Source organism: Actinokineospora lacus, from assembly GCF_053813445.1.
In genome coordinates this window covers 276858-298907 of sequence record NZ_JBQERA010000001.1, presented here as the reverse complement: position 1 = coordinate 298907, position 22050 = coordinate 276858, and the positions used below count along the sequence as shown (strand labels likewise).

Sequence of the window (22050 nt, the reverse complement as noted above, 5' to 3'; positions counted from 1 at the left end):
TTGTGGACAACTCTGTGGATGAGCGCGCGCGGAGGCCAGATCAGGGGAGGGAGCGGCGTCGATGTCCGACCACCAGATGAACCTGGGCGTGGTCTGGGAGCAGGTCGTGCGCGAGCTGTCAGCGGGCACGCTCTCCCCGTCCCAGCGCGCGTGGATGCGCATGACCCGGCCGATCGGCCTGCTGGACGGCACCGCGCTGCTCTCGGCCCCCAGTGAGTTCGCCAAGGAAGCCATCGAGCGCGCCCTGCGCGAGCCCATCACCAGCGCGCTCTCCCGCAGGCTCGGCCGGGTGGTCTCGCTCGCGGTGAAGGTCGACGTCGCGCCCGCCCCGGTCAAGCCGGTCACCGTCGCGGCCGAGCCGGTCGACGCCGAGACGGTGACGCTGCCCATCGAGCCGCCGCCGGTCGACGGCCTCCTGGAGGACGACTCCGAGGAGGTCGACGAGGAGGGCGACGCGCTCGCCGCCGTCCACGAGATCTGGCCGACGTTCAACGGCCGCCCGGCGATCGGCCAGCCCTACACCGCGCCCGCGCAGCCGCAGACGTCCAAGACCCGGCTGAACGAGAAGTACACCTTCGACACCTTCGTCATCGGCGCGTCCAACCGCTTCGCCCACGCCGCGTCGGTCGCGGTGGCCGAGGCGCCCGCGCGGGCGTACAACCCGCTGTTCATCTGGGGCGAGTCCGGGCTGGGCAAGACCCACCTGCTGCACGCGGTCGGCCACTACGCCCAGCGCCTGTTCCCGGGGATGCGCGTGCGCTACGTGTCCACCGAGGAGTTCACCAACGACTTCATCAACTCCCTGCGCGACGACCGCAAGGTGGCCTTCCAGCGCCGCTACCGCGACATCGACGTGCTGCTGGTCGACGACATCCAGTTCCTGGAGGGCAAGGAAGGCACCCAGGAGGAGTTCTTCCACACCTTCAACACCCTGCACAACGCCAACAAGCAGATCGTGGTCTCCTCCGACCGTCCGCCCAAGCGGCTGGAGACGCTGGAGGACCGGCTGCGCACGCGGTTCGAGTGGGGCCTGATCACCGACATCCAGCCCCCCGAGCTGGAGACCCGCATCGCCATCCTGCGCAAGAAGGCCGCCCAGGACCGCTTGGCCGTGCCCGGCGAGGTGCTGGAGTTCATCGCCGCGCGGGTCGAGGCCAACATCCGGGAGCTGGAGGGCGCGCTGATCCGGGTGACCGCCTTCGCCTCGCTCAACCGCCAGCCCGTCGACGTCGGCCTCGCCGAGATCGTGCTGCGCGACCTCATCCCGGACTCGCAGGCGCCGGAGATCAGCGCGGCCACGATCATGGCGGTGACCGCGGAGTACTTCGGCGTGAGCATCGACGACCTCTGCGGCCCCGGCAAGACGAAAGCGCTTGCCCAGGCCCGGCAGATCTCCATGTACCTGTGCCGCGAGCTGACCGACCTGTCGCTGCCCAAGATCGGGCAGACCTTCGGCGGGCGCGACCACACCACGGTCATGCACGCGGACAAGAAGATTCGCAAGGAGATGGCCGAGCGGCGCCGCGTCTACGACCAGGTCCAGGAGATGACCTCCCGGATCAAGCAGCGCGCCCGCGCCTGAGCGCCCCGCGCGTGAGAGCATGGAACTGCCCCCTTGCCGACCCGTCCGTCGGCGAGGGGGCAGTTGTCTTTCAGGCAGTTGTCCTTTAGGCAGCCGCCGTCATCAGGGGTTGTCGGTCTTCAGGGTGTAGGCGCCGCCGCCGCTGTAGGCGAGCACCCGCCAGCGGTAGTAGCCCGCGGTGCCCGTGTACTCCACGGTCTCGGCGGCCGCCGGGGTCTCACCCGCGCCCACGTTCGCCCAAGTCGACCCGTTCCACTTCTGCAGGAACAGGTCGAAGTCCGCGCCCGAGGGGCCGGTCAGGCAGCCGCGGTGCGCACCCGAGGCGCTGCTGTAGTAGTAGCTGCCGTTGGGCTGGTACACCGAGGCGCCCGCGTTCAGCGAGCCGGTGTAGGTCGCCTCGGAGCAGGAGCCCGGGTCCGGGTCGGGGTCCTGGCCAGGGCCGTCCAGGTCGCCGGTGTGGCCCTCGATCCAGGACTTGAACGCCGGGACGCGCATATAGATGGACGGCGCGGTGGCGCAGGTCGGGTTCTGCGCGCCCGCCCTGCTGGTCGCCCCGCCCAGCTCCCAGCGGCCGCCCGCCTGCACGACCAGCGGTCCGCCGGAGTCGCCGTAGCAGGCGCCCCTGCCGGACTGGTCGCCGACGCACAGCTCGTAGGTCGGGCTGAACGCCGGGTCGGTGCAGCCGGTGACCAGGCGGGTGTCCAGCTGCTGCAGGGTGTTCGGCGCGCTGCCGCAGCCGCGGGTGGGACAGGTCTGGCCGTGGCCGATGATCCGCACCGCCGTGCCGGTGTTCAGCGTGGTCGCGGTGATCTTGATGGGCGTGGAGGCCGACGCGCTGCTCAGCCGCAGCAGCGCGATGTCGTAGCCGCTGGGACCGGCGATCCGCTGGGCGACGTTGATGGCCTCGCCGCTGTTGAGCGTGGTGCCGCCGACGCGCACCGAGGTGACGCCGCTGATGCAGTGGTTGGCGGTCACCACCCAGGTGGGCGCGATCAGCGAGCCACCGCAGCCGAACCGGCCGCTGGCGAAGAGCTTGACGTAGAACGGGTAGTTCTCCGTGGCCGGGACGCCGCCGATGATGTACGGGGTCACCTCGCCGGGGGTGGAGCTGGGCGGTACCGCCTGGGCGGGGCCGCCCACCGCGACCAGCCCACCGGCGCAGGCCGCCGCCGCGGCGACACCCGCCACGATCCTCCGAAGCCGCATACCGGCTCCTTCCATCCGCAGGGTTCGACCCGCGCGCAGGGTGGCGCGGGGCGCACCGCAACTATGCGGTCGCCGGTCCGGGGCGGAACAATCACAGTTGGCCATAGATTCGCGGGATGGCCACCCGTCCGGCGCCAGGGTTTATTGCCGCCGTGGATGCCCCGTTCGGGGGTGCCCAGGAGATCTGCGTCACCGGTATGGGGGTCTTCGGCCATCCACAGCCCTGTGGGCAGAGCTGGGACAGCCTGGGTACTACTCGGTGCACAACTGGGGATGGAACTGTGGACAACTCGGGCCGCCTGTGGATGGATCGGACGGGCCGCGAAACCATCCACCGACGGCCCGAGTTGTCCACCGGTTGCACCCACCGGCCGTCCACATCGATCCGCGCCGTGTGACCTGCGCGGACAGGCGTTGTCCACACAATCCACAGCCCTTATTACTACTACTGTCTTTTCTCTCTTCCCCAAGAACAAAAAAGCTAGAAACAGGGGCGGGCCGAATCTGGGGACAACCGCCGCCGAGCCGTCCCCGGCGCCCCAAGCCCCGGATGACGCCGGGGCGGCCAACGCTCTACGGTTGGGCCCTACAGCGTGGACAGCCCACCCGGGTCACGCCCCCGGTGCGGCGACCCGCACGGGCGGTGGAAAGGACTCCCATGAAGATCCGCGTCGAGCGCGACAGCCTCGCCGACGCTGTCGCCTGGGTGGCGCGCAGCCTTCCCTCCCGGCCCCCGGTGCCCGTCCTCGGCGGCGTGCTCTTGGACGCCGGCTCGGCAGACGGCACCGACGGGCTCACCGTCTCCGGCTTCGACTACGAGGTCTCGGCCACGGTCAGCGTGCCCGCCACGATCGCCGACGAGGGCCGCACCCTGGTCTCCGGCAGGCTGCTCGCCGACATCACCAAGGCGCTGCCCGCCCAGCCGGTGGAGATCTCCGTCGACGGCTCCCGGGTCGCGATCGCGTGCGGCAACGCCAAGTTCAGCCTCCCGACCATGCCGGTCGAGGACTACCCGTCCCTGCCCACCATGCCCCAGCACGCCGGGGAGGCCGCGGGCGAGGTCTTCGGCCAGGCGGTCAGCCAGGTCGCCATCGCCGCGGGCAAGGACGACACCCTGCCCATGCTCACCGGCGTCCGCGTCGAGATCGCGGGCGACAAGCTGACCCTGGTCGCCACCGACCGCTTCCGCCTGGCGATGCGCGAGTTCGCGTGGAAGCCCAGCGGCGACGTCGAGGACGCCGCCGTCCTGGTCCCGGCCCGAACCCTGGCCGAGGCCGCCAAGGCGCTGGGCACCTCGGGGCGCACCGTCGAGCTGGCGCTGTCCTCCGGCGACGGGCTGCTCGGCCTGTCCGGCTCCGGCCGCCGCGCGACCACCCGCCTGCTCGACGCGGAGTTCCCGCGCTACCGCCAGCTGCTGCCCTCCGAGCAGAGCTCGGCGGCGATCATCGCCGTCGCCCCGCTCGTCGAGGCGATCAAGCGCGTGTCGCTGGTCGCCGAGCGCGGCACCCAGGTCCGGCTGGAGTTCGCCGACGGCGTCCTGCGCCTGACCGCGGGCGGCGACGACGAGGGCAGCGCGGAGGAGGAGCTGTCGGTGGAGTTCACCGGCGACCCGGTCACCATCGCGTTCAACCCGACCTACCTGCAGGACGGCCTGGCCGCGCTGCACGCCGACCGCGCCGAGCTGTCCTTCACCACGCCCAACCGGCCTGCGCTGATCAAGCCCGTCGGGGAGGATGGCGAGGTCACCCCCGGGTACCTCTACCTGCTGATGCCGGTCCGCCTTCCCGGCTGACCCCCGACCCGAGAGGATCACCGTGCAGCTCGGACTCGTCGGCCTGGGCAAGATGGGCTTCAACATGCGCGAGCGGCTGCGCGCCGCCGGGCACGAAGTCATCGGCTACGACCGCAACCCCGAGGTCAGCGACGCGGAGTCGCTGGCCGACATGGTCGCCACGCTCGCCACGCCGCGCACCGTGTGGGTCATGGTCCCCGCGGGCCAGCCGACCCGCACCACCGTGGCCGAGCTGGGCGACCTGCTCGACGAGGGCGACATCGTCATCGACGGCGGCAACTCCCGGTACACCGACGACCGCGGCAACGCCGACCTGCTCGCCACCTGCGGCGTCGGCTACCTCGACTGCGGGGTCTCCGGCGGGGTCTGGGGCCGGGAGAACGGCTACGGCCTGATGGTCGGCGGCGACGCCAAGTTCGTCGAGCACGCCATGCCGATCTTCGACGCGCTGCGCCCCGAGGGCCCGCGCGAGGAGGGCTTCGTCCACGCCGGGGCCACCGGCGCGGGCCACTACGCGAAGATGGTCCACAACGGCATCGAGTACGGCCTGATGCAGGCCTACGCCGAGGGCTACGAGCTGCTCGACGCCGCCAGCGAGGTCACCGACGTGCGCGGGGTCCTCAAGGCGTGGACCCGCGGCACCGTGGTCCGGTCCTGGCTGCTCGACCTGCTGGTCAAGGCGCTGGACGAGGACCCGAGGCTGGCCGAGCTCTCCGGCTACGTCGAGGACTCCGGCGAGGGTCGCTGGACCGTCGAGGAAGCGGTGCGCCACGCCGTTCCCGCCCCGGTGATCTCCGCGGCGCTGTTCGCCCGGTTCGCCTCCCGCCAGGGCGACTCGCCCGCGATGAAGGCGGTCTCGGCGCTGCGCAACCAGTTCGGCGGGCACGCGGTGCACAAGGCGGGACCGACCTCCGGGTCCGGCGAGACGAACTAGTAGTGCACGTCCGGCACTTGCAGGTCGCCGACTTCCGCTCCTGGCAGCACGCGGACCTGGAACTGGAGCCGGGCGCGGCGGTGCTGATCGGCCGCAACGGCCAGGGCAAGACGAACCTGGTCGAGGCGGTCGGCTACGTGGCGACCCTGGCATCGCACCGGGTCGCCGCCGACGCGCCGCTGGTCCGGCACGGCTGCCCGCGCGCCATCGTGCGGCTGGTGGTGGTCAACGACGACCGCGAGCTGACCGTCGAGCTGGAGATCACCCCCGGCAAGGCCAACCGCGCCCGCGTCAACCGGGGCGCCGTCGGCAGGCCCCGCGACGTGCTCGGCATCCTGCGCACGGTGCTGTTCGCCCCCGAGGACCTGGCCCTGGTGCGCGGCGACCCCGGCGAGCGCCGCCGCTTCCTCGACGACCTCCTCGTCCAGCGGGCCCCGAGGTACGCCGGGGTGCGCGCGGACTACGACAGGGTGCTGCGCCAGCGCAACGCGCTGCTCAAGAGCGCCGCGACCAACCGCCGCGCCCGCCGCGCCGACCCGGACGCGCTGTCCACGCTGGAGGTGTGGGACGGCCACCTGGCCGCGCACGGCGCGCAGCTGCTCGCCGCCCGGCTCGACCTGGTCGCCGCGATGGGGCCCCGCGTCGCCGAGGCGTACGCCGGGGTGGCGCCGGAGTCCGCGCCCGCCCGCATCACCTACCGGGCCGGGGTGGAGCTGCCCGAGGGGTACGGCGTGCCCGGCGGGGTCGCCGCCGACCAGGCCGTGGTCGCCGAGGCGCTGCTGGCGGGCATGGCCGCGCGCCGCGACGCCGAACTCGACCGCGGGGTCAGCCTCGTCGGCCCGCACCGCGACGAGCTGGAGCTGGTCCTCGGCGACCTGCCCGCGAAGGGCTACGCCAGCCACGGCGAGTCCTGGTCGTTCGCGCTCGCGCTGCGGCTGGGGTCCTACGAGCTGCTGCGCGCGGAGGGCAGCGAGCCGGTGCTGATCCTCGACGACGTCTTCGCCGAACTCGACCGGGTCCGCCGGGAGCGGCTCGCCGAGACCGCCGTGTTGGCCGAACAGGTCATCGTGACCGCCGCGGTGGCCGAGGATGTCCCCACAGAGCTGTCCGGCGCCCGGTACACCGTGGCCGATGGGGAGGTGCGGCGTGACCGATGACCTGTTCGGCGGGCAACTCGATCGGCCTAAGGTCCCACCACAAGGTGTGACCGGCCGGGCGCGGAAAGACCCCACATCTGGGGACAACCCTGTGGATAGTGTGGATAACACGGTCACCGAGCGGGCGTTCGGCCCAACGCGGTCCACCGGATTCGGCGAGTCATCCACACAGTCGGGTGGTTCTCCGTCGCCTCCGGACTCCTCGGTGACGGACAGTGACAAGCCGCTGCGGGGCTCCGACCTGGCCCGCGCGGCCCTGGACGCGGCCCGCAAAACCGCCCGCGCCAAACCCAAGCGCGGTGTTCCACGTGGAACAGCGACCGGCGCCCGGCGGCGTCGCCGCTGGTCAGGACCGGGCGCCGATGAGCGCGACCCGCAGCCGCTGGGCCGACTGGCCAGTAGAATCGCCACGGACCGAGGGTGGGCCGACCACCTGGCGGGCGGCCGGGTGTTCGGCAAGTGGGCCGCGCTGGTCGGTTCAGAGGTCGCCGAGCACGCCCGGCCGCTGGCCTTGAAGGACGGCGAGCTGACCGTGCAGGCCGACTCGACCGCGTGGGCCACGCAGCTGCGGCTGCTCCAGCGCCAGCTGCTGGCCCGCATCGCCGCGGGCGTCGGCCCCGGGGTGGTGCGCAGGCTCAAGGTGCACGGCCCGAGCGCGCCGAGTTGGCGGCACGGCCCCCGGCGGGTTCCCGGTCGCGGACCGCGGGACACCTACGGTTGAATATCACGGCTTGAGAGCGGGTCGCTGGCGTCCTGACCCGCGCTGGTTCCGATCCGGCGCTCTGTGAGCAAGTCAGGCGGGTCCTTGGGCCACTTCTGGACGGGCGCACCAGTAGTATGGACGAGGGCGCGCGGAGCCCTCCGGACGGCGCCGGAGAAGCACCGTCGCCGATGAAGGCGTTCCGATCACGAGGAGACACCGGTCACGTGGCAGCTGACAAGCAGGAGAGCACTTACGGTGCCGGGTCGATCGGGGTCCTCAAGGGGCTGGAGGCCGTCCGGCTGCGGCCGGGCATGTACATCGGCTCCACCGCCGAGCCCGGCCTGCACCACCTGATCTGGGAGGTCGTCGACAACAGCGTCGACGAGGCCATGGCGGGCCACGCCACCAAGGTCGAGGTCACCCTGCTGCGCGAGGGCGGCGTCCGCGTCATCGATGACGGCCGCGGCATCCCGGTCGACGAGCACCCCGAGGAGAAGCGCTCCGCGCTGGAGGTCGTCATGACCGTCCTGCACGCGGGCGGCAAGTTCGACAGCGACAGCTACGCCGTCTCCGGCGGCCTGCACGGCGTGGGCATCTCCGTGGTCAACGCCCTGTCCACCTCGCTGTTCGCGGTCATCAGGCGCCAGGGCCACGTCTGGCGCCAGGAGTACCGCGACTCCAAGCCGGTCACCGACGTCATCAAGGGCGAGACCGCCGAGGACACCGGCACCGAGATCACCTTCGTGCCCGACGACTCGATCTTCGAGACGGTCACCTTCAACGCCGAGACAGTGGCCCGGCGCCTGCAGGAGATGGCCTTCCTCAACAAGGGCCTGACGATCTCCCTGCGCGACGAGCGCGTCTCCGACGAGGAGACCCTGGAGGACGCCTCCGGCCAGCCGGTGCGCGTCAAGGAGCGCACGTTCCACTACCCGGGCGGCCTTGAGGACTTCGTCAAGCACATCAACCACGCGCGCGAGGCGCTGCACAAGAACGTGATCTCCTTCGAGGCCGAGGACAAGACCCGCGGCATCCAGGTCGAGGTCGCGATGCAGTGGAACACCGGCTACAGCGAGTCGGTGCACACCTTCGCCAACACCATCAACACCCCCGAGGGCGGCACCCACGAGGAGGGCTTCCGCGCCGCGCTGACCCGGGTGGTCAACCTCTACGCGCGCGAGAAGAAGCTACTCAAGGAGAAGGACACCAACCTCGGCGGTGACGACGTGCGCGAGGGCCTTGCCGCGATCGTGTCGGTGAAGCTGGCCGAGCCGCAGTTCGAGGGCCAGACCAAGCAGAAGCTGGGCAACAGCGAGGCCAAGACGTTCGTCCAGGCCACCTGCAACGAGTGGCTGGCCGACTGGTTCGAGCGCAACCCGACCGAGGCCAGGATGATCGTCACCAAGGCGGTCTCCTCCGCCCAGGCGCGCATGGCCGCCCGCAAGGCCCGCGAGCTCGTCCGCCGCAAGGGCGCCCTGGACATCGGCGGCCTGCCCGGCAAGCTGCGCGACTGCCGCTCCACCAACCCGGCCGAGTGCGAGCTCTACATCGTCGAGGGCGACTCGGCGGGCGGCTCGGCCAAGGAGGGCCGCGACTCGGCGTTCCAGGCGATCCTGCCCATCCGCGGCAAGATCATCAACGTGGAGAAGGCCCGCATCGACCGGGTGCTGAAGAACACCGAGGTGCAGAGCCTGATCACCGCGCTGGGCACGGGCATCCAGGAGGACTTCGACCTCTCCAAGCTGCGCTACCACAAGCTCGTGCTGATGGCCGACGCCGACGTCGACGGCAAGCACATCACCACCCTGCTGCTGACCCTGCTGTTCCGCTTCATGCGCCCGCTCATCGAGAACGGCCACGTGTACCTGTCGCAGCCCCCGCTGTACAAGATCAAGTGGCAGCGCAGCGAGCCGGACTACGCCTACTCCGACCGCGAGCGCGACGGGCTGATCAAGGAGGGCGTGGCCGCGGGCAAGAAGATCAACAAAGAGGACGGCATCCAGCGCTACAAGGGTCTCGGCGAGATGAACGCCGAGGAGCTGTGGGAGACCACGATGGACCCGGCCAACCGCCTGTTCCTCCGGGTCAACCTCGACGACGCCGCCACCGCCGACGAGCTGTTCAGCGTGCTCATGGGCGAGGACGTCGAGGCCCGCCGCTCCTTCATCACCCGCAACGCCAAGGACGTCCGCTTCCTCGACGTGTGAGTCGTCGAATCACCGCTTGAAGGGATTTACCTGTCGTGACCGAAACCCTGCCGCCGCCCGGCGGTCGCATCGAGCCGGTCGACATCCAGCAGGAGATGCAGAGCTCCTACATCGATTACGCGATGAGCGTCATCGTCTCCCGCGCTCTGCCCGACGTCCGCGACGGCCTCAAGCCGGTCCACCGCCGTGTCCTGTACTCGATGTACGACACCGGTCTTCGCCCCGACCGCAGCTACGTCAAGTGCTCCCGCGTCGTCGGCGACGTCATGGGCAACTACCACCCCCACGGCGACAGCTCCATCTACGACACCCTCGTCCGCCTCGCCCAACCCTGGTCGATGCGCTACCCCCTGGTCGACGGCCAGGGCAACTTCGGCTCCCCAGGCAACGACCCGGCAGCCGCAATGCGTTACACCGAGGCGCGGCTGATGCCGTTGGCCATGGACATGTTGCGGGACATCGGCGAGGACACCGTCGACTTCGCGCCGAACTACGACGGCAAGACCGAAGAGCCCGAGGTCCTGCCCGCGCGCATCCCGAACCTGCTGGTCAACGGCGGCAGCGGTATCGCCGTCGGTATGGCGACCAACATCCCGCCGCACAACCTGCGCGAGGTCGCCGAGGGTGTCGTCTGGGCGCTGGACAACCCCGACGCCTCCGAGGACGAGACGCTCGCGGCGCTGATGACGCGGATCAAGGGGCCGGACTTCCCGACGCGCGGCCTGATCCTGGGCACCGCGGGCATTGAGGAGGCGTACCGGACCGGGCGCGGGTCGGTGCGGATGCGGGCGGTGGTGGAGGTCGAGGAGGACGCCAAGGGGCGCACGATCCTCGTCGTCACCGAGCTGCCCTACCAGGTCAACCCGGACAACCTGATCGAGAACATGGCCCAGCTGGTCCGCGACGGGAAGCTGACCGGGATCTCCGAGATCGCCGACGAGTCCAACCGGCGCAGCGGCATGCGCATCGTGATCGGGCTCAAGCGCGACGCGGTGGCCAAGGTGGTGCTGAACAACCTCTACAAGCACACCCAGCTGCAGCACACCTTCGGCGTGAACATGCTGGCCCTGGTCGACCGGGTGCCGCGCACCCTGCGCCTCGACCAGATCATCCGGCACTACGTCAAGCACCAGGTCGAGGTCATCGTCCGGCGCACCAGGTACCGGCTGCGCAAGGCCGAGGAGCGCGCCCACATCCTGCGCGGCTACCGCAAGGCGCTCGACCTGCTCGACGAGGTCATCGCGCTGATCCGCCGCTCGCCCAACGCCGAGGAGGCGCGCACCGGGCTGATCGCGCTGCTCGAGGTCGACGAGATCCAGGCGACGGCGATCCTGGAGCTGCAGCTGCGCAGGCTGGCCGCCCTGGAGCGGCAGCGGATCATCGACGAGCTCGGCGAGATCGAGCGCTACATCGGCGAGCTGAACAAGATCCTGGCCAGCGACGAGCTCCAGCGCGGGATCGTGCGCGACGAGCTGATGGAGATCGTCGAGAAGCACGGCGACGAGCGGCGCACCCGGATCGTGCCCTTCGACGGGGACGTGTCCCTTGAGGACCTGATCGCGGTCGAGGACGTCGTCGTCACCATCACCCGCACCGGCTACGCCAAGCGCACCAAGACCGACCTGTACCGGGCGCAGAAGCGCGGCGGCAAGGGCGTGCAGGGCGCGGCGCTGAAGCAGGACGACATCGTGGCGCACTTCTTCGTGTGCTCCACCCACGACTGGATCCTGTTCTTCACCAACCAGGGCCGGGTGTACCGGGCGAAGGCCTACGAGCTGCCCGAGTCGAACCGGGCCGCGCGCGGGCAGCACGTGGCGAACCTGCTGGCCTTCCAGCCGGACGAGACCATCGCGCAGGTCATCCAGATCAAGGACTACCAGGTCGCGCCGTACCTGGTGCTGGCGACGCGGGCCGGGCTGGTGAAGAAGTCGCGGCTGAGCGACTTCGACAGCAACCGCTCCGGCGGTCTCATCGGCATCAACCTGCGCGACAGCGACGAGCTGGTCGGCGCGGTGCTGTGCTCCTCCGACGACGACCTGCTGCTGATCTCCGCGCTCGGGCAGTCCATCCGCTTCCACGCCGACGACGACGCGCTGCGCCCGATGGGCCGGGCCACCTCCGGCGTCACCGGGATGCGCTTCAACTCCGGCGACGAGCTGCTCACCATCGGCGTCGTCCGCGACGACACGTTTGTTTTGGTCGCCACCCGGGGCGGGTACGCCAAGCGAACCGCGATGGGTGACTACTCCGTGCAGGGCCGCGGCGGGAAGGGCGTGCTCACCATCCAGTACGACGACCGCCGTGGCAGGCTGGTGGGGGCGCTGATCGTGGACGAGAGCGACGAGGTGTACGCGATCACCTCGTCGGGCGGTGTCATCCGCACCAGCGCCCGCGAGGTCCGCAGGGCGGGCCGCCAGACCAAGGGCGTGCGTTTGATGAACCTGGGCGAGGGCACCACTCTGGTGGCCATCGCCCGCAGTGCCGAGGAGCCCGACGAGGACACCGAGGCGCTGACCGAAGCAGGCAGCGAGACGTAGGGGAATTCGCAGGTGACATCACCCGACAAGCCGGAAGACACCGAGGCCGATCGGCCAGCCGAGCGGACCACGGTCATCGCGGCGGGCAAGGTCGTCCCCGCGGATGCGCCCGACGACGAGCCGACGGCGACCACGACGCCGCCGCCGTGGCAGCGCGTCGCCACTGACCAGCAGAAGACCGGCCAACAGTCCGGTCATCAGCAGTCTGGCCAGCAGCAGGCCGCCGAGCCGAAGCCGGACGCGGAGGCCACCCAGAACCTGGTCCAGAACCCGGCCCAGAGTGCGGCCCAGAACGGCGGCAGCCCGGCCTGGCCGACCGGCTCGGCCGACGACGCCACCGTCACCGTCGCCAGGCCCGCGGTCAGCGGCACGGCCGCGCCCCGGCTTTTCGGCGGTGACAGCCACGACAGCGCTCCCCGAACGGGTGGTCTTGGCACGGGCGCGCTCGGCGGTCTGGGCGCGTCCGGCGGCCCGCCGTCGGCGCTGCGCAGGCCCGGCCGCGGCCCGCGCCGGGCCAACCTGCAGGTCAAGCGCTTCGACCCGTGGTCGGTGCTCAAGCTGTCCCTGGTCCTGGGCGTGGCGCTGTTCTTCGTGTGGCTGGTCGCCGTCGGCGCCCTCTACGCCGTCCTCGACGGCATGGGCGTCTGGGACAAGCTCAACGGCATCTCCAGCGAGCTCCTCAACGCCAACACCGCCGCGGGCGGCGAGCCGCTGATCAGCGCGGGCCGCGTCTTCGGCATCGCGGCCATCATCGGCGCGATCAACATCGTGCTGTTCAGCGCCCTGGCCACCGTCGGCGCGTTCGTCTACAACGTCTCCGCCGACCTGGCGGGCGGCCTGGAGGTCACCCTCGCCGAACGCGAGTGACCACCCGGTTTGGGGACGGAGCCCCGGCGCTGGTAGCCTTTCTCCGTTCCCAGGGGCCTATAGCTCAGGCGGTTAGAGCGCTTCGCTGATAACGAAGAGGTCGGAGGTTCAAGTCCTCCTAGGCCCACGGACAAGGGCGGTTCGCGTACGCGGATCGCCCTTCGTCATTCCCCCCGGCGGTTGTGGCTAGACTGGTCGTGGCGCTCCGGTTGGGGTGCCTGGTTGATCTTCAAGGAAGGCAGGGGTCGTGAAGAAGGTTCTTGCGCTGGCCGCCGTTGTGGGCGGAGTGCTGTTCGTGGTGCGGCGCAAGAGCGCGGCCAAGGCTGAAGCCAACCTCTGGCGCGAGGCCACCGCCCCCGCCAAGTAAGCCTCGGACACGGCTCCGGTCGTGTCCGCAGGGGGACGTAGCTCAATTGGCAGAGCACTGCCTTTGCAAGGCAGGGGTTAGGGGTTCGATTCCCCTCGTCTCCACAAGCTCGGGCGGCTTGTGTCCACGGAAAGCGTGGACCGGGTCGCTTTTCATCGTTGTGGGGCCGAGCCCCACACCCCCACGGTGCGGTACGTCTCGACCCGGCGCCAGGGCACGTAAGCATCGGGTGGGTCGCCCACGGTGCGGTATCTCGCGAACCAGCGTTTGGTGGACCCGGGTCCACCTGGTTTCGCTCCGGGGTCAGGTTCCGGGTAAACCCCGATTCGGTGGGTGGGGGGTCTGCTTACGTTGGTGTGTATGCAGAATGCGATTGTGTCCACAGTGGCCGCTCTTCCGGAGCCCCTCGGTGTCCATCCCGTCGGCATGACCTCGTTGCGGGTTGTTGACCGGCAGCGGGGGGACCCCCTTGGGGGGCGTTCCCACCGGGAGCTGATGGTCGATGTCCGGTATCCGGCTCGTTGGGCGGCGGGGGAGCGGGCGGCGCAGTTCTCTGTGGGGGAGGCCCGGGCGTTCGGGGAGTTGGCCGGGCGGGTCAACTACGGGGTCGAGCCGGGTGGGTTCGACTGGGCGGGGACGTCGACGCACGCGTACCGGGACGTGGCCGTCCGGCAGGGGCGGTGGCCGGTGGTGCTGTACTCCCCGGGGCTGGGCGACGCCCGCGCGTGGAACACGGCGCTGGTGGACGACCTCGTCAGCCGGGGGTACGTCGTGGTCACCGTCGACCACACCTACGACTCCTCCGGGGTGCAGTTCCCCGACGGCCGGGTCGAGCGCAGCGTGCTGTTCCACCGGGAGCCGACGCGGGAGCTGCACAGGGCGAGCCTCGACACCCGGGTCGCCGACCTGCGGTTCGTGCTGGGGCAGCTGGGTCACATCGCAGCGCGGTACGGGATGGACCTGCGGCGGGTGGCGGTGGTGGGGCACTGCGCGGGCGGGTCGGCCGGGCTGCGGGTCATGCGCGACGACGCGCGGGTCGGGGCGGCGGTGAACTTCGACGGGCCGCTGACCTACTCCTTCGAGGACGACGGCACCGACCTGTTCGCGGTGGCCAGGGAAGGCACTGACCGGCCCTTCCTCCTGGTCGGCGCCGGACCGCCGCCGCCGTCGTGGCGGGCGCTGATGGCGAACTCGGCGGGGTCGCACAGCGCGCTGACGGCGCCGAACGCCGGGCACGGGTCGTTCACCGACGCCGAGGCGCTGTTGCGAGGCGACCCGCACGGGCTGGTGGAGTGGAACCGGCTGGTCGTGGCCGGTTTCCTGGAGCGGGCGCTCGGCTGAGGTTCCCCCGGCGAGGTTCCCCGGCGAGGTTCCACGTGGAACCTTGGCCGCGGCCTGCGCTGGTCCCCGCGCAGGCCGCTCGCCGAGGCTCAGGCCGGGAGGAGGACGGCGTCCCGTTCCGCGGAGTTCGTCCGGAGGCGGGCGAGTGCGGTGTCCAGCGCCCACTTGCCGGGTCCGACGACGGCGACGAGCAGGAACGACCACGCGAACATCGCCGAGAGCTCACCGCCGTTGGTCAGCGGCGAGAGGTCTTGCGGCTGGTGCACGACGAAGTACGCGTAGGCCATTGAGCCCGAGCACAGCAGGGCCGCCACCCGGGTGGCGAGGCCGACGAGCACGAGCGCGCCCGCGACGAGCTGGATGGCCGCGGCCCACCAGCTCGGCCAGGTGCCGATCTCCGGGGCGACGCCGCCGCGCGGCGAGCCCATGAAGCCGAACAGCGTCGCGGTGCCGTGGAACATGAACAACAAGGCGACGACGACCCGGAACAGCTCTAAGACGTGCGGTTTTGTCCGCTCGATCAGGTCCATCTCGATCAGGCCCTCTCTAGTCAAACGGCAGAATGCTCACTTTCGGGTGGCATTGGCCACACCTGGAGTAATGCTCGCGGACTCAAGTGGGTTCAACGAGTGGCGTAGATCACATTCGAGTGGGTCTGGTTGACTGGCTCCGCCATGAACCGAGTCATCCTCGTGCTGCCCTTGATCGCGCTCGCGGCCTGCTCCGCCGAGCCCGGGCAGGCAACCGCGCCCACGACCACCCCGACGGCCCCCGCGACCTCGGTGGACGCGCCGGTCACCGCCCCACCGGCCCCCGAGCCGAGCGCCGACGGGCCGTGCCCGTACCTCGACGACGCCGACGTCGCCGACGCCAACGGCCAGCGGGTCAGCGCGGTCCGGATCTCCGCCGACGACCCGCCCGCGTGCTTCTTCTACCGGGCCGACGGCGACGTCCAGCTCGCCGTGCGGATCTACCAGGGCGAGCCCGCGGTGGCCACCGCCGTTGTCGACGCCGCCGTCCCGGTCGCCACCTCGAACCCGGCCCGCTCGCCCGCGGGGTGGCAGGGCGGCTCGCTCTCCGGCGACGACGGCGCGGTCTACGCCGTGGCCAAGGACGGCGCCGCTGTGGTGGTCACCACCAACCAGGAGCAGACCATCAAGGCCCGCCGCATCACCGAGACCGTCATCGACAGCCTGGGCATGTGAAAGGGCCGCACCCCCGTCAACGGGGGTGCGGCCCAGTACTGCCGAACCTAGTTGTTCTTCTCCGCTGTGATCCGCACCTCGGGCTTGGTCTGCCCGTTGCGCTCGGCGGCGGACTGCGCGGGCGCGGGCGTGGGCACCACGGGCGCGGTCCGCTCCGGCTCGGCCTGCTTGCCCCGCAGGACCACCGCGGCACCCGCGGCCAGCGCGACCGCGGCCACCAGCCACGGCCACCGCCGCGGCGAGCGGTTGTCCTTCGCGGCCGCCCTCGCCGCGGCCTTGGCCGCCTTGACCTGCTCGCGCAGCTCGGCCTGGTACTGCTTGACCTGCGGCTTGTAATCCTTCTTCAGCGCCTTGGCCTGCGCCCGCAGCGGTGCGACCGCCGAGGCGGCACCCTTGGCGGCCCGTGAGCGGCCCGCGTCCTTGCGGGCCTGCTTGGCCGCCTTGGCCAGGTCCTTGCGCGTCTGCTTGGCCGTCTTGGCCAGGCGCTTGCGCGTGCGCTTGCTGGTCTCCTGCAGCTCCTGCCGAGCCACCTGGGCGCTCTCGGCGATCGCCTCTGCGACCTGTTGCGGGGCCAAGCCCCTGGCCGCCAGCTTGTGCTCGGCGGCGTGGGCCGCCTCGGCGCCCGCGGCTCCGGCGCGAGCGGCACCCTGGCGCACAGCGCGCCAGCCGGTGCCGACGGCCTTGCCCACCGTCTCTCCGGCCCGGGTCATGGCTTCACCTCTGTCCGTTCTGTGTTGGTAACGGATACGTGACCCGCCCAATCCTGCCCCTTCCCGACCGATCCCGCCGAAGATGGCACGATGGGGCGGTGGCAGACAGCAACGAATCGCTCGTCGGGACCAAGGTGACGGCCATCCTGCACACCTCGCAGGGTGACATCCGCCTGAACCTGTTCCCCGACCAGGCGCCCAAGACGGTGGCCAACTTCGTCGGCCTCGCCGAGGGGACGAAGGACTACTCCGAGCCCAACGCACAAGGCGGCAAGTCCGGCCCGTTCTACGACGGGTCGATCTTCCACCGGGTGATCTCCGGCTTCATGATCCAGGGGGGTGACCCGACCGGCACCGGCCGCGGCGGGCCCGGGTACAAGTTCGCCGACGAGTTCCACCCGGAACTGCAGTTCAACAGGCCGTACCTGCTGGCGATGGCGAACGCGGGGGCCAACACCAACGGCTCGCAGTTCTTCCTCACGGTGGGTCCGACCACCTGGCTGAACTTCAAGCACACGATCTTCGGTGAGGCCGCCGACCAGCAGTCGCGCGACTTCATCGACGCCATCGGCAGGACCAGCACCGGCCCCGGTGACCGGCCCACCGTGGACATCGTGATCACCAAGGTCACCATCGAGCGCGCCTGAGCGCCATGGGGACACCGCACGGGGCGCAGGCGGGCCAGCCCGTCTGCGCCCGGCACACCGACCGGCCGACTGGCCTGTCCTGCACGCGCTGTGGCAGGCCGTCCTGCCCGCAGTGCCTGGTGGAGGCGTCGGTCGGCTACCAGTGCGTCGACTGCGTCAACGAGGGCGGCAGGACCGTCCGGCGGGCCACGACGGTCGCGGGCGCGGAGGCGGGCGCCCAGTCGGTGCTGGTGCCCGCCCTGATCGCGGTCAACGTCGCGATGTACGTGATCACCGCGGCGCTCGCGGGCAGCGTCATGGGCAACCAGCGCTCGGCGTTCTTCAGCGCCCTGGTGGAGTTCAGCCCGCTGGTCGCCGCGGGCGAGTTCTGGCGGCTGATCACCCACGGCTTCCTGCACTACGGACCGGTGCACCTGCTGGTCAACATGGTCTCGTTGTGGTTCCTGCGGGACGTGGAGACCGTGCTCGGGCGGGCGCGCTTCGCAGTGCTCTACCTGATGGCCATGCTCGGCGGTTCGGTCGCCGACTTCCTGTTCGGCGACGGCAGGCCGCTGGCGGGCGCGTCAGGGGCCATCTACGGCCTGCTCGGCGCGTTCGTGGTCATCGCGATCCGGCTCAAGCGGGCGGCCAACCCGTGGCAGCTGGTCCTCATGGTGCTCGGGCTCTTGGTGGTCACCAGCCTGGTGATCCCGAACGTCTCGCTGCTGGCGCACGCGGGCGGGCTCGTCGTCGGCGCCGGGGTGGCCTTCGCCTTCGCCTACGCCCCACCCGCGCGCCGCGTCCCGTTCCAGGTGGGCGCGGTGGCGCTCATCGCGGTGGCGCTCGTCGGCCTGGTCCTGTTCCGCCAAGCGCAGCTGCTGGCCCTGTTCTAGGCCCGCGGCGTTCTGGGCTCGCAGCCGGCGGACCCGCCGCGCCATGTCCGCAGCCGGACTGACCCGATGCCCTATGTCCGCAGCGCCCTATGTCCGCAGCCGGACCAGGGCCTCGGCGACGTCCTCCGGGTCGGCGCCCAGGTCCAAGCGGCCGAGCAGGACCAAGGCGGGCGGCTCGGCGTTGTCGGCGTCCAACTCGACCGCGGCACTGTCGCGGCCGAGCCTGCGGGTGCGCACGAGTCGCACGTTGACCTCGCCCCACCGCCAGTGCCTGCGCCCGGTCAGCCCGCGCACGCTCACCCCGTCGTGGTCGGCTGCCAGCCGGGGCCGGGCCACCGTGCCGAACAGGGCGAGCAGCCCGAGCATCGCCGCGGCCACGACCAGCAGCACGCTGCCGCGGACGTCGTCCACCAGCAGCGCGGCCACCACCGCGGCGGCGCTCAGCGCCCACGCCACGCCTACCGCGGCGGGGTCGGGCGACCAGGTCAGCTCAGGCTCGCTCATGGTTGTCCACAGCAGTTATCCACAATGGGGATGACTTACATCCGTGTGGTTTAGCCCCTGTGGGCTGAACGTCGCAAGCCTTGAGACCCCGATCGGGGGTATCGGCTGACCGTGTGTGGATAACGGCTACCGCCAGCGCATCGTCATCAGGAGACCCGCGATCATCAGCGCGAAGCCGATGGCGAAGTTCCAGTTTCCGAGATCCGCCATGAAGGGGATCTTGTCCCCGGCGATGTAGTTCACGACCAGCCATGCCAGCCCGAGCACCATGATGCCCAGCATGATCGTGATGTAGAGCGGGTGGGACGGTCCGGCGGGCTTGACCTTCACCGGTGTCCGGCGGTCGGCCGGAGGTGTGTAGGCGGCCTTCTTGCGGACCTTCGACTTCGGCATGCTGTCCTCGCCTGGCTGGAGCTAATCGGGGTGCGCGCGGCATGGGCGCAACTCGCGCCGATGCAACACGTTAACGTAACGGAGCAGGTGGCCGGATCACCAGTCGCCAACGATCCTGGGGAGAAATGCGGGTGGGCATGGTCGGCACAGCGGCGCCCGCGGCCCCCGACGGCCCGCGGCGCGGCGACAGGGCGCGCGCGGCCGTGCGCGGTGTCGGCGAGGCGCTCATCACGTTGGGCCTGGTGGTGCTGCTTTTCGTGGTCTACGAGGTCTACGTCACCGACCTGTTCTCCGCGGCCAAGCAGGAGGACGCCACGGCGGCGCTGGACCAGCGCTGGGACGCCGACCCGGCCCCGGCCGACGACCCGCGGCGGGTCGAGCGCTTCGACGGCCTCGACGAGGGCGCGGGCTTCGCCAAGATGTTCATCCCCGCCTTCGGCGCCGACTACGCCTTCACGGTCCTGGAAGGCACCACGGAGCGGACCCTGGAGATCGGCCCCGGCCACTACCCCGATACGGCCTACCCCGGCGAGCCGGGCAACTTCGCCGTCGCCGGGCACCGGGTCGGCAAGGGCGCCCCGTTCAACGACATCGACCTGCTGAACTCCTGCGACGCGATCGTGGTGGAGACCCGGCTCAGCTGGTTCGTCTACCGGGTGCTGCCCAAGCGGGGCGAGGCCGCCGACTGGCCGAGCACCCACGCCGCCGAGCCGCGCTGCACCGGGGTGTCCCCGCTGGGCGCGCCCTACGAGCAGGTGCTTGGGCAGCAGATCGTCACCCCGGGCCAGGGCGAGGTCATCGCCGCCGTCCCCGGCCGTCCCGGGGCGGAGAGCAGCGTCGGCGAGCAGGCGGCGCTGATGACCCTGACCACGTGCCACCCGCGCTTCTCCGACCGGCAGCGGCTCATCGTGCACGCCGTGCTGGTCAAGCAGTACGCGAAGAACCCCGACGACCCCGGCGCCACACCGCCGGAGCTGAAGGAGACGCTCTGATGTACGGCTGGATCTGGCGGCACCTGCCCGGCCCGGTCGCGGTCCGCGCGCTGACCGCGGTCCTGCTGGCGGCGGGCGTGGTCGCGCTGCTGATGTTCGTCGTGTTCCCGTGGGTCGAGCCGAAGCTGCCGTTCAACGAGGTGACGACCGAATAGCCAGCCGCCCGAGCAGCCCGGCGGCGAGGACCCCCGCGCCCGCCAGCGCCGACCACGGCGGCAGGGTCAGCACCAGGACCACGCACCCGGCCAGGCCGACGGCGTGCAGCACCCGCCGCCGCTGCCGGTACGCGCAGGCGTTGGCCACCGCGTAGTACACGAGCACCCCGAATGACGAGAACCCCACCACGCCCCGCAGGTCCGCGACCACCACGAGGACGCAGACCACCACGCCCACTGTGATTTGCGCCACCCGCGGCGTGGAATCGTGGACCGCGGCGAGCGCGGAGGGCAGGTCACGCTCGCGGGCCATCGCCAGGCTCGTCCGCCCGACGCCCGCGATCAGCCCCAGCAGCGCCCCCAGGCACGCCGCCGCCGCGCCGACCCGCACGACCACCGCCCAGCCGGGCAGGCCTGCCGCCCCGACCAGGTCCACCAGCGGCGCCGCCGAGGCCGCGAGCCGCGCGGGACCGAGCACGAGCAGCAGGGTGAGCCCGACCAGCAGGTAGACCGCCACCGCCCCGGCGAGCGCGCCGAGCACCGCGCGCGGGATGGTGCGCGCCGGGTCGCGGACCTCCTCGCCCAGCGTGGCGATCCGGGCGTACCCGGCGAAGGCGAAGAACAGCAGCCCGGCCGCCTGCAGGACGCCCAGCGGCCCGCTCCCCGCCCAGTCCGGCGCCTGGGCGGCGGGAAGGGCCACCGCCACGGTGCTGAGCAAGACGAGGAGCACGACGGCCAGGAGCACCTTGGTGACCGCGGCGGTGCGGGTGATGCCCGCGCAGGTGACCGCCGTCAGCACCGCGACGGCGGCGAGCGCGGCGGGCCGCTCGAACCCCGGCGCGGCGTACGCGGCGAAGGTCATCGCCATCGCCGCGCAACTGGCCGTCTTCCCGACGACGAACCCCCAGCCCGCGGTGAAGCCCCACCAGGGCCCGAGCACCTCCCGGCCGTGGACGTACGTGCCGCCGGAGGCCGGGTACACCGCGGCGAGCTGGGCCGAGGCGGTCGCGTTGCAGTAGGCGACGAACCCGGCCACGACCAGGGCGACGAGCAGGAGCCCGCCCGCGGCCGCGGCGGCCGGGGCGAACACGGCGAACACCCCGGCGCCGAGCATCGACCCGAGGCCGATCGCGGTGGCGTCCCGCACTCCCAGCTCACGGCGCATACACCGATGCTGACAGGCGCGGGTGGCCGGTAGGTTGACGGTATGCGCGTCCTCGTGGTCGACAACTACGACAGCTTCGTCTACAACCTGGTCCAGTACCTGGCCCAGCTCGGCGCCGAGTGCCAGGTCTGGCGCAACGACGCCGACGAGCTGACCGCCGATGACGCCCTCGCCGGGTTCGACGGGGTGCTGATCAGCCCGGGGCCGAGCACGCCGGAGCGGGCCGGGCACAGCATCGACGTGATCCGCCGGTGCGCCGCGGCCCGCCTGCCGGTGCTGGGCGTCTGCCTCGGCCACCAGGCCATGGGCGTGGCGTGGGGGGCGACGGTCGACCGCGCGCCCGAGCTGCTGCACGGCAAGACGAGCCTGGTGGAGCACGGGGGCGCGGGCGTGCTGGCCGGTCTGCCCAGCCCGTTCACCGCGACCCGGTACCACTCGCTGACCGTGCTCCCGGAGACGATCCCGGACGCCGAGTTCGAGGTCACCGGCCGGACCGGGTCCGGCATCGTGATGGCCATGCGCCACCGGACCCTGCCGGTGGAGGGCGTCCAGTTCCACCCCGAGTCGGTCCTCACCGACGGCGGCCACCGCATGCTGGCCAACTGGATGGCGTCGGCGGGGTTCCCGGTGCCGGAGTCCCGCGTGGCGGAGCTGGAGCGCGAGATGCGCGCCCTCACCGCGGCCCTGAGCTGAAAAAGCGGCCCCGGACCCGTT

Annotated in this window: 21 protein-coding genes, 2 tRNA genes and 1 pseudogene; 18 read left to right on the top strand and 6 right to left on the bottom strand. The window is 71.3% G+C overall.

Going from position 1 to position 22050, the window contains the following annotated elements; all coding sequences use genetic code 11:
* Positions 1 to 61 precede the first annotated feature (61 nt).
* Complete coding sequence (dnaA, locus tag ACTG9Q_RS01505) at positions 62 to 1582, top strand: chromosomal replication initiator protein DnaA (protein ID WP_455570724.1); 1521 nt, start codon at positions 62 to 64, stop codon at positions 1580 to 1582.
* Positions 1583 to 1684: 102 nt separating this feature from the next.
* On the opposite strand, the gene ACTG9Q_RS01500 is transcribed toward dnaA, so the two are convergent.
* Complete coding sequence (locus ACTG9Q_RS01500; protein WP_455570723.1) at positions 1685 to 2788, bottom strand: S1 family peptidase; 1104 nt, start codon at positions 2786 to 2788, stop codon at positions 1685 to 1687.
* A gap of 658 nt (positions 2789 to 3446) precedes the next feature.
* On the opposite strand from ACTG9Q_RS01500, the gene dnaN reads away from it, so the two are divergent.
* The 11 genes and pseudogenes from dnaN (at position 3447) to ACTG9Q_RS01445 (ending at position 14693) form a co-directional block, all read left to right on the top strand.
* Positions 3447 to 4580 (top strand): DNA polymerase III subunit beta, encoded by a 1134-nt coding sequence (gene dnaN / locus ACTG9Q_RS01495; protein WP_455570722.1) that lies wholly within the window; start codon positions 3447 to 3449, stop codon positions 4578 to 4580.
* Positions 4581 to 4602: 22 nt separating this feature from the next.
* A complete protein-coding gene (gene gnd, locus ACTG9Q_RS01490) occupies positions 4603 to 5514 on the top strand; it encodes a phosphogluconate dehydrogenase (NAD(+)-dependent, decarboxylating) (RefSeq protein ID WP_455570721.1) in 912 nt (303 codons plus the stop codon).
* A gap of 2 nt (positions 5515 to 5516) precedes the next feature.
* The gene (gene recF / locus ACTG9Q_RS01485) at positions 5517 to 6671 is read left to right on the top strand and encodes a DNA replication/repair protein RecF (protein WP_455570720.1); all 1155 of its coding nucleotides are present in this window, start codon (positions 5517 to 5519) and stop codon (positions 6669 to 6671) included.
* A 205-nt stretch (positions 6672 to 6876) separates the two neighbouring features.
* Positions 6877 to 7392: a DciA family protein gene (locus ACTG9Q_RS01480; protein ID WP_455570719.1), complete on the top strand. Its 516-nt coding sequence runs from the start codon at positions 6877 to 6879 to the stop codon at positions 7390 to 7392.
* Positions 7393 to 7598: 206 nt separating this feature from the next.
* Positions 7599 to 9581 (top strand): DNA topoisomerase (ATP-hydrolyzing) subunit B, encoded by a 1983-nt coding sequence (gene gyrB / locus ACTG9Q_RS01475; RefSeq protein ID WP_455570718.1) that lies wholly within the window; start codon positions 7599 to 7601, stop codon positions 9579 to 9581.
* 35 nt (positions 9582 to 9616) lie between these two features.
* Positions 9617 to 12118: a DNA gyrase subunit A gene (gyrA, locus tag ACTG9Q_RS01470; RefSeq protein ID WP_455570717.1), complete on the top strand. Its 2502-nt coding sequence runs from the start codon at positions 9617 to 9619 to the stop codon at positions 12116 to 12118.
* Between the two features lie 12 nt (positions 12119 to 12130).
* The gene (locus ACTG9Q_RS01465) at positions 12131 to 12985 is read left to right on the top strand and encodes a DUF3566 domain-containing protein (protein WP_455570716.1); all 855 of its coding nucleotides are present in this window, start codon (positions 12131 to 12133) and stop codon (positions 12983 to 12985) included.
* Positions 12986 to 13038: 53 nt separating this feature from the next.
* Positions 13039 to 13112: transfer RNA gene (locus ACTG9Q_RS01460), tRNA-Ile, on the top strand.
* A 120-nt stretch (positions 13113 to 13232) separates the two neighbouring features.
* A pseudogene (locus tag ACTG9Q_RS01455) lies at positions 13233 to 13349 on the top strand (DLW-39 family protein); the annotation flags it as partial.
* A 34-nt stretch (positions 13350 to 13383) separates the two neighbouring features.
* Positions 13384 to 13456, top strand: a tRNA-Ala gene (locus ACTG9Q_RS01450).
* A gap of 391 nt (positions 13457 to 13847) precedes the next feature.
* Positions 13848 to 14693, top strand: a complete 846-nt coding sequence (locus ACTG9Q_RS01445) for an alpha/beta hydrolase family protein (protein WP_455570715.1) — start codon at positions 13848 to 13850, stop codon at positions 14691 to 14693.
* A gap of 89 nt (positions 14694 to 14782) precedes the next feature.
* On the opposite strand, the gene ACTG9Q_RS01440 is transcribed toward ACTG9Q_RS01445, so the two are convergent.
* Positions 14783 to 15247 carry a DoxX family protein gene (locus ACTG9Q_RS01440; protein ID WP_455570714.1) on the bottom strand — a complete coding sequence of 155 codons (465 nt, stop codon included), beginning with the start codon at positions 15245 to 15247 and terminating at the stop codon, positions 14783 to 14785.
* A 120-nt stretch (positions 15248 to 15367) separates the two neighbouring features.
* Between ACTG9Q_RS01440 and ACTG9Q_RS01435 the strand changes: the two genes are divergently transcribed.
* The gene (locus tag ACTG9Q_RS01435; protein WP_455570713.1) at positions 15368 to 15898 is read left to right on the top strand and encodes a DUF2020 domain-containing protein; all 531 of its coding nucleotides are present in this window, start codon (positions 15368 to 15370) and stop codon (positions 15896 to 15898) included.
* A gap of 47 nt (positions 15899 to 15945) precedes the next feature.
* On the opposite strand, the gene ACTG9Q_RS01430 is transcribed toward ACTG9Q_RS01435, so the two are convergent.
* Positions 15946 to 16608 (bottom strand): hypothetical protein, encoded by a 663-nt coding sequence (locus tag ACTG9Q_RS01430; RefSeq protein WP_455570712.1) that lies wholly within the window; start codon positions 16606 to 16608, stop codon positions 15946 to 15948.
* 98 nt (positions 16609 to 16706) lie between these two features.
* On the opposite strand from ACTG9Q_RS01430, the gene ACTG9Q_RS01425 reads away from it, so the two are divergent.
* Positions 16707 to 17255: a peptidylprolyl isomerase gene (locus ACTG9Q_RS01425; RefSeq protein ID WP_455570711.1), complete on the top strand. Its 549-nt coding sequence runs from the start codon at positions 16707 to 16709 to the stop codon at positions 17253 to 17255.
* A 5-nt stretch (positions 17256 to 17260) separates the two neighbouring features.
* Positions 17261 to 18127, top strand: a complete 867-nt coding sequence (locus ACTG9Q_RS01420; RefSeq protein WP_455570710.1) for a rhomboid family intramembrane serine protease — start codon at positions 17261 to 17263, stop codon at positions 18125 to 18127.
* A gap of 87 nt (positions 18128 to 18214) precedes the next feature.
* Here ACTG9Q_RS01420 and ACTG9Q_RS01415 read toward each other — a convergent pair whose 3' ends face one another.
* Both ACTG9Q_RS01415 and crgA read right to left on the bottom strand, forming a co-directional pair.
* Positions 18215 to 18631, bottom strand: a complete 417-nt coding sequence (locus ACTG9Q_RS01415; protein WP_455570709.1) for a PH domain-containing protein — start codon at positions 18629 to 18631, stop codon at positions 18215 to 18217.
* A gap of 126 nt (positions 18632 to 18757) precedes the next feature.
* Entirely contained in the window at positions 18758 to 19024 is a 267-nt protein-coding gene (gene crgA, locus ACTG9Q_RS01410) for a cell division protein CrgA (RefSeq protein WP_455570708.1), read from the bottom strand.
* Between the two features lie 125 nt (positions 19025 to 19149).
* On the opposite strand from crgA, the gene ACTG9Q_RS01405 reads away from it, so the two are divergent.
* Positions 19150 to 20016, top strand: a complete 867-nt coding sequence (locus ACTG9Q_RS01405; RefSeq protein WP_455570707.1) for a class E sortase — start codon at positions 19150 to 19152, stop codon at positions 20014 to 20016.
* A complete protein-coding gene (locus tag ACTG9Q_RS01400; protein ID WP_455570706.1) occupies positions 20016 to 20171 on the top strand; it encodes a hypothetical protein in 156 nt (51 codons plus the stop codon). Before ACTG9Q_RS01405 ends, ACTG9Q_RS01400 begins: the two co-directional genes overlap by 1 nt.
* On the opposite strand, the gene ACTG9Q_RS01395 is transcribed toward ACTG9Q_RS01400, so the two are convergent.
* The gene (locus ACTG9Q_RS01395; RefSeq protein WP_455570705.1) at positions 20149 to 21336 is read right to left on the bottom strand and encodes an APC family permease; all 1188 of its coding nucleotides are present in this window, start codon (positions 21334 to 21336) and stop codon (positions 20149 to 20151) included. The genes ACTG9Q_RS01400 and ACTG9Q_RS01395 overlap by 23 nt on opposite strands.
* Positions 21337 to 21378: 42 nt before the next feature.
* Between ACTG9Q_RS01395 and ACTG9Q_RS01390 the strand changes: the two genes are divergently transcribed.
* Positions 21379 to 22029: an aminodeoxychorismate/anthranilate synthase component II gene (locus tag ACTG9Q_RS01390; RefSeq protein ID WP_455570704.1), complete on the top strand. Its 651-nt coding sequence runs from the start codon at positions 21379 to 21381 to the stop codon at positions 22027 to 22029.
* Positions 22030 to 22050 lie beyond the last annotated feature (21 nt).